General features: G+C 43.2%; 7 protein-coding genes and 3 tRNA genes. 6 read left to right on the top strand and 4 right to left on the bottom strand.

The genetic code is table 11. The features are described from left to right. Positions 1-111 precede the first annotated feature (111 nt). The 3 genes from G337_RS0118290 to G337_RS0118280 all read right to left on the bottom strand — a co-directional run bounded on the left by G337_RS0118290 (position 112) and on the right by G337_RS0118280 (position 437). Positions 112-196 (bottom strand) — tRNA-Leu (locus G337_RS0118290). A 41-nt stretch (positions 197-237) separates the two neighbouring features. Next, positions 238-313: transfer RNA gene (locus tag G337_RS0118285), tRNA-His, on the bottom strand. Between the two features lie 47 nt (positions 314-360). Continuing rightward, positions 361-437 (bottom strand) — tRNA-Arg (locus G337_RS0118280). Between the two features lie 208 nt (positions 438-645). On the opposite strand from G337_RS0118280, the gene rnr reads away from it, so the two are divergent. Both rnr and rlmB read left to right on the top strand, forming a co-directional pair. Then, positions 646-3162 (top strand): ribonuclease R, encoded by a 2517-nt coding sequence (rnr, locus tag G337_RS0118275; RefSeq protein ID WP_028865164.1) that lies wholly within the window; start codon positions 646-648, stop codon positions 3160-3162. A 78-nt stretch (positions 3163-3240) separates the two neighbouring features. After that, positions 3241-3981 carry a 23S rRNA (guanosine(2251)-2'-O)-methyltransferase RlmB gene (rlmB, locus tag G337_RS0118270; protein WP_028865163.1) on the top strand — a complete coding sequence of 247 codons (741 nt, stop codon included), beginning with the start codon at positions 3241-3243 and terminating at the stop codon, positions 3979-3981. Between the two features lie 61 nt (positions 3982-4042). Here rlmB and G337_RS0118265 read toward each other — a convergent pair whose 3' ends face one another. Further along, complete coding sequence (locus G337_RS0118265) at positions 4043-5311, bottom strand: DUF481 domain-containing protein (RefSeq protein WP_028865162.1); 1269 nt, start codon at positions 5309-5311, stop codon at positions 4043-4045. Between the two features lie 440 nt (positions 5312-5751). Here G337_RS0118265 and rpsF point away from each other — a divergent pair, with 440 nt between their 5' ends. Genes rpsF through rplI form a run of 4 tightly spaced genes read left to right on the top strand, consistent with a single transcriptional unit; the run spans position 5752 to position 7173 of the window. Beyond that, positions 5752-6153, top strand: a complete 402-nt coding sequence (rpsF, locus tag G337_RS0118260; protein WP_028865161.1) for a 30S ribosomal protein S6 — start codon at positions 5752-5754, stop codon at positions 6151-6153. An 8-nt stretch (positions 6154-6161) separates the two neighbouring features. Then, entirely contained in the window at positions 6162-6467 is a 306-nt protein-coding gene (gene priB, locus G337_RS0118255) for a primosomal replication protein N (RefSeq protein ID WP_028865160.1), read from the top strand. 9 nt (positions 6468-6476) lie between these two features. Then, positions 6477-6704, top strand: coding sequence for a 30S ribosomal protein S18 (gene rpsR / locus G337_RS0118250; RefSeq protein WP_028865159.1), 228 nt, complete (start codon positions 6477-6479; stop codon positions 6702-6704). A 16-nt stretch (positions 6705-6720) separates the two neighbouring features. Next, positions 6721-7173 carry a 50S ribosomal protein L9 gene (gene rplI, locus G337_RS0118245; RefSeq protein ID WP_028865158.1) on the top strand — a complete coding sequence of 151 codons (453 nt, stop codon included), beginning with the start codon at positions 6721-6723 and terminating at the stop codon, positions 7171-7173. Positions 7174-7219 lie beyond the last annotated feature (46 nt).

Genomic DNA, 7219 nt, shown 5'->3' with positions numbered 1-7219 from the left:
GGATTTAAATCTGCCTAACTTTCGGGTTTTACCCTCTGGTCCAGCTCTTTATAAATCCAGGGAGATGCACTAACAAGCTGCGCTAATCACCGAGTATTTCTTTTGTTTAAATGGTGCGGAAGGAGAGACTTGAACTCTCACACCTTACGATACTAGAACCTAAATCTAGCGCGTCTACCAATTCCGCCACTTCCGCAACTATTTAAACTTATTTATCTCTTTTACATCGAGAAAAGATGGGGCGAATGACGGGGATTGAACCCGCGACAACCGGAATCACAATCCGGGGCTCTACCAACTGAGCTACATCCGCCGCTGTACTTCTTTACGCCATCGAATAAGTCATTGACTTCCGAAGAATGGCGCACCCGACAGGAGTCGAACCTGTGACCTTTGCCTCCGGAGGGCAACGCTCTATCCAGCTGAGCTACGGGTGCTCACGTCTTTAGCGTGGCGCGGATAATACTTATTGTTGAAGATTCTGTCTAGTGTTTTTTTCATGATTTTTTTAAAACCAGTCACAACTGCCTATTATGTGAGCAAACCATTTCATTAACAATAATTAATTGAATTTATTATTAATACGCTGCTTTTCTGATTTTCAGATATACTTTCATTAATTACTTTATTAAAGAGCACCAAGCTATGACCCTAGATCCCTTCTTAGAGCGCGAATCACAAACTTACGAGCATCCAGTACCAAGCCGTGAATTCATTTTAGAATACATGGAAAAACAAGCGAAGCCGGTTAGCCGTGACGCATTATTCAGCGCATTTTCACTAAGCAGTGAAGAAGAAGCAGAAGGTTTGCGCCGCCGTTTAAAAGCGATGGAGCGTGACGGGCAGTTAGTCTGGTGCCGTAATGCAACTTACGCCCTGCCGGAAAAATTAAATTTAGCAAAAGGTAAAGTAATCGGTCATAAAGACGGTTTTGGTTTTTTAAAGACCGAAGAAGAAGGCCCGGATCTGTTTTTACCAGCTCATCAGATGCGTACCCTTTTTCACGGTGACGAGATTCTTGCTCAGCCGGTTAAAGTTGATGCCCGCGGACGTACAGAAGCACGTTTTGTACGTTTATTAGAAGCACGCAAAGAAACCATTGTCGGCCGTTATTTTGTTGAAGACGGTATTGCCGTTGTTGTACCTGATGATTCACGCATCAATCAGGATATCTTAATCAATAAAGACAACACTAACGGCGCCCGTCACGGCCAGATCGTGGTAGTTGAAATTACTCACCGCCCTAAACCTCGTTTCACCGCCCAGGGGAAAATCACTGAAGTATTAGGTCAGGATATGGAACCGGGTATGGAAGTCGAAATCGCCCTGCGTACCCATGATATTCCCCATGAATGGCCGCAGGGATTAGATAAAGAGTTAAAAGTATTCGGCGAGTTTGTACCTGAGCATGCCATTGAAGGCCGTGTGGATCTGCGAAAACTACCTTTAGTCACCATTGACGGTGAAGATGCACGCGATTTTGATGATGCGGTTTACTGTCAGCGCGAAGAAGGCGGCGGCTGGCGTTTATGGGTCGCAATTGCCGATGTCAGTTATTACGTTCGCCACGGCACTATTTTAGATAAAGAAGCGATTAACCGCGGTAACTCAGTATATTTCCCGGATCAAGTTGTACCTATGCTTCCGGAAGTCCTGTCTAACGGTTTATGTTCCTTAAACCCGCAGGTTGACCGTTTATGTATGGTCAGTGAAATGGTCATTTCCAAACAGGGTCACTTAACCGACTACAAATTCTATGAAGCGGTGATGAACTCTCACGCACGTTTCACCTATACAAAAGTAGCTGCCATTTTAGAAGGTGATCAGGCGCTTAGAGAACAGTACAATCCTTTAGTACCACATCTTGAAGAGCTGGAACATCTTTATAAAGCATTCAAAAAGGCACGTCATATCCGCGGCGGTATGGAGTTTGAAACACTTGAAGTACGTTTCCTGTTTAATGAAGCACGTAAAATTGAGTCTATCGAACCATTAGTACGTAATGATGCTCATAAGATTATTGAAGAGTGTATGATTCAGGCAAATGTCGCTTCAGCACGCTTAATTGAAAGTGCACAGGCTGCCGCCCTGTTCCGCGTTCATGAAACACCAAGTGAAGAAAAGCTGTCGAATTTCCGCTCATTCCTAGCAGAACTGGGTTTAAGCCTGGGCGGCGGTGATAAACCGGCACCGCGTGATTATGCCGATCTGGCTGATACATTTGCCGGTCGTGAAGATCAGGAACTGCTGCAGACCATGTTATTACGCTCCATGAAACAGGCTGTCTATCAGGATGAAAACCTAGGACACTTTGGTTTAGCCTTAGCAGAATATTCACACTTTACCTCGCCTATTCGTCGTTACCCGGATCTGATTCTGCATCGTGCTATTAAATACCTTACTGCACACCAGGAAAAAGGCCAGCAGAAATCTAAATGGACCAGCACCGGCGGCTACCATTACCAGCATGATGAGATGGGGTATCTAGGTGAGCACTGTTCAATGACCGAGCGTCGTGCTGATGATGCGACCCGTGATGTTGCTGACGCACTGAAATGTGAATATATGCAGGACCATGTCGGTGATGTTATGACCGGAACCATTGCAGCCGTAACCAACTTCGGTTTCTTTGTCCGTCTTAATGATATTCATATCGATGGTTTAGTACATGTTACCAGCCTGCTTTCCGATTATTACCTTTTTGATGCCGGTAAACAGACCCTGAAAGGTGAACGTACCGGACGTACCTACCGCATTGGTGATGTATTAGACGTTAAAGTACTTTCCGTTAATTTAGACGATAAAAAAATCGACTTTGAATTAGCCGATCAGGAAGCTGCCGGACAGCGTAAACGCGCCCGTTCAACCGCCTCAAAAGAAAATGACCGCCCGATGGACCGCCGCGCCCGCGCTAAATCAGCAAAACAGGGACGTGGTGATGATAAAAAACCGTTTAAGAAAAGTGATCAGCCGTTAATTCGTGAAATTGATACAGAAACGGAAAAACAACAGAAGAAAGCTAAAAAAACCAAAAAGAAAAAAAGTATAAAACAGGGTGAAAAAAACACCGCAACGTCAAAAAAGAAAAAAACAACAGCTAAAAAGAAACGCCCGGGCCGTGCGGCACGCGCCAGAGCAAAAGCAAATAACAGCAAAGCTTAACAGTTAACAGCTGCGGGTCCGATACCCGCAACTCAAATTAAACACAATTATCAGCAAATTGAACTAGAGAAAAAAACAATGAGCAAAAGTGAATTACTTTACGGCATCCACGCAGTTGATGCTCTGTTAGAAAAACAGCCGGAACGTTTTATCGAAGTGTACGCGCTAAAAGGCCGTGAAGATGAACGTTTAAACAGCATCATAGCTAAATTAAAGGAATGGGGAATTTCTGTTCAGTTAATGCATCGTAAATCCATGGATGAAAAATCACAGGGTGAACAGCACCAGGGCATTATTGCCCGTATAAAAGCAGCTAAGGTTTTAACTGATAATGATTTAGAACCGATTCTTAATGAATTAGACGTACCGCCGTTTTTACTGATTTTAGACGGTGTAACGGATCCGCATAATTTAGGTGCTTGTCTGCGTAGTGCAGATGCAGCCGGTGTGCATGCGGTAATTATTCCTAAAGACAACTCAGCAAGCCTGACCCCTGTGGTACGTAAAGTAGCCTGCGGCGCAGCCGAATCAATGCCGTTAATTCATGTCACTAACCTGGCGCGTACTATGCGTTCTCTGCAGGAAAAAGGCATCTGGATTTACGGCACCGCGGGCGAAGCAACACAAAACATTTACGACTGTAAATTAGAAAGCGCTATGGCATTAGCAATGGGTGCCGAAGGTAAAGGTTTACGCCGCTTAACCCGCGAGCATTGTGATGAGTTAATCAAACTTCCGATGGCCGGTGCGGTTTCAAGTTTAAATGTATCGGTAGCAGCCGGCATCTGTCTATTTGAAGTTGTTCGTCAGCGCCGTTAGAGACGGCTCGAGAATAACAAAGGGAGCTGAAAAGCTCCCTTTGTTATGGAAAATTATTTGTCTAAAATGCATACAGTAGGTTCATGCCCGATGTCACCTCTTTATTTACCGTATCAACAGGTACCGTTTCGGTAAACTTATAACCAAAGTCAAAAACCAAATACAGGGAATTATAAATACGGTTTTGTGCTTTAAAGGTTGCCTCATAAATACTGTTTTCAGCGCCCATTTCCAGTACGGCATCCACTTTAAACTGCAGCGTTTCCGATACGATACGTTCGTAATTAATACGGGTACGGACAATAAGCTCATCGATGGATATCGCATCTTCATCTTCTTGAAGATTAGGAACAGAGAAACGATAACCCGGGCCGACCTCAACATTCAGTTTGTGGTTATTAGCATTAAAAATAACCCGCCCGTAACCAACGGTATAAATATCTTCTTTCTTGTAACTCGCATATTCACTGCGCAGAATATCACTACGCACAAAAACTAAATTTTTCGGATCTAGATTATAATCAGCCTGTAACTGCCAGCGGTATTCTTCTTCTTCATCTTCCCCGTCTTCATTCTCAAATTCAAAATCTAAATCACTGTTTATATTGTATAGATCACGCTCTGCATACTCGAGCACCAAACGCCCTTCCAGCGTTTTTGTTTTTTCATTATCTTGTTCATAATTAAAACCAAATTCCACCGAACCGCTCAGTTTTTCCCAGGCCGGTCCGGTACTTACCTTATCGCTGTTGTCTTCCTTATTTTCCTCAGTACTGTTATTACTTTCACTTTTATCCGCAGGTTCACTTACAGGGGACTCCTCATCAATAGGCGGCCCCGGATTAATCTTAAGATTAAGCATATCCGGCTTCTGATTAATGGTCTGTTTAACCCGCTCAATTTCAGAATTCAGTATTACCGGCTGTGATTCCTGCTGTGCCAGCAGCAGATCCCTTTCATGCTCTTGTAAATAAAAAGCCTGCATAGCAATGGTCTGATCCTGGGAAGTGATTTTCTTCTGCAGTTTTTTATTCTCAGCAAGCAGAGACGCGATACGTTCAGCCTGACTCCTGTTTACCTGCTTACTGCCGGCTAACTGCTTCTGACTTTCGCTATATTCATTAATCGACACCTCTAGCTTTTCAACTGGAGAAAACTGAAACTCGGCACTCTGCAGTTCAGATAACAAACGCCTGCTTTCAAGCACAGCCTGCTCTGCTATTTTTTCGTTTTTCTCTGCCTCACTGCCTAAAGAGATAACCGCGTTGGCGGTCAACACTGAAGTAATAGTAGTTGCTGCAAGCAGGATATATAACAAACGAGAATTCAAAAAGACGGCCTCAAATAGATATGCAAAAAGCTATTTTAATTTGTTGACAAGCAGATGCAATGCTTAATATGTGTATATTTATGAACAACCGCACAACAAGTCAAAATAACATAAAACACTTACAGCACAAGGGAAGGAGAGAGGTTCATTGCACATAACATTCAAATTATTAATACAGCCGAAACATCAGCATAAGGTAAAGAATAAAAATCAGTATAACTATTTTTCAGAGCACCGCCGGCTTAACAGAGCGCAATGCCTGACCGTATTAATACAGACAATTAAATATCTTACTTAACAGAGTAAACTTAGCTTGCACCCCGGCATACTAAACTGTACACTTTGTCGCCTTAAATCAGCCACCCTTTTTGTTCCTTGCTTCTATTTGGTACGGCTGAGCCAACTTAAGAAGCTACTAACCCGTAAGGAGCGATTTTTATATGCGTCATTATGAAATCGTATTTATGGTTCACCCGGATCAGAGTGAACAAGTTAATGGTATGATCGAACGTTACACAGCATCTATCACAGAAGCTGGCGGTACAGTTCATCGTCTAGAAGACTGGGGCCGTCGTCAACTGGCTTACCCAATCAACAAACTACACAAAGCACACTATGTTCTTATGAATATTGAAGCTGAACAGAGCGTAATCGATGATCTGGAAACTGCTTTCCGTTTCAACGATGCTGTGATCCGTAACATGATCATGCGCACTAAAGCAGCTGTGACTGAAGTTTCTGTAGTTGCAAAAGCAAAAGAAGAACGTGTTGAACGTGCTCCTCGTGCTCCGCGCCCAGAAGTTGAAGTTGAAGTTGAAGCAGAAGCTCCTGCTGAAGCATAAGCTACTTAGTGACTGATAACTTTTTGCGGATATCTGGTGCGGTGACTGAAAAGCCGACACATAAAAAGAGTCCCAGCGGTGTTGAACACTGCAATTTCGTGATTGAACATAGTTCAATGCAAGAAGAAGCTGGATTTCCACGCAGCGCGTTTTGTTATATGCCTGTTGCAGTAAGTGGACCATTAGCTAGTCAGTTGAAAAATAAATTATCGAAAGGTATGCAGATTAGAGTAAGTGGTTTTATCACTTATCACCAGAGCAAAACTAAGCCTGGTAAACTCGTATTGCATGCTCAGTACATAGAACAAATTTGAGGAAATACCATGGCTCGTTACTTCCGCCGTCGTAAATTCTGTCGCTTCACTGCTGAAGGTGTTAGCGAAATTGATTACAAAGACGTTACAACGTTAAAAAACTACATCACTGAAAGTGGTAAAATCGTACCTAGCCGTATTACCGGCACAAGTGCTAAATACCAGCGTCAACTAGCGCGTGCTATCAAACGTGCACGTTACTTGTCACTTTTACCTTACACAGATTTACACAAGTAAATAGGAGCTATAGATTATGGAAATTATCCTACAAGATACAGTTGCTAACCTTGGTAAACTTGGCGATAAAGTTAATGTTAAAGCAGGTTACGCACGTAACTTCCTTTTCCCACAGCAGAAAGCTGTACCAGCAAACAAAGCAAACTTAGAAGCTTTTGAAGCACGTCGTGCTGAATTAGAAGCTAAACAAGCTGCTAACCTTGCTGCAGCTCAAGAACGTGGTACTGCACTAGAAGCTCTAGAAGCAGTTGTTATCACTTCTAAAGCTGGTGACGAAGGTAAACTATTCGGTTCAATCGGTACGCGTGATATTGCTGATGCAATCACTGCTGCTGGTGTAGCTGTAGTTAAAAGTGAAGTTCGTCTTCCTGAAGGCGCTTTACGTAACACTGGTACTTACGAGATTGCTGTTTCAGTACACTCTGACGTATCTGCTGTTGTTAACGTTGAAGTTGCTGCTGCAGAGTAATCTCAAGCAGACAATTTGAATGTTAAAAATACCTGCTTTCGAGCGG

This window comes from Psychromonas aquimarina ATCC BAA-1526 (assembly GCF_000428725.1).
GTDB lineage: Bacteria > Pseudomonadota > Gammaproteobacteria > Enterobacterales > Psychromonadaceae > Psychromonas > Psychromonas aquimarina.
This window is presented reverse-complemented; position numbering and strand designations above follow the sequence as displayed.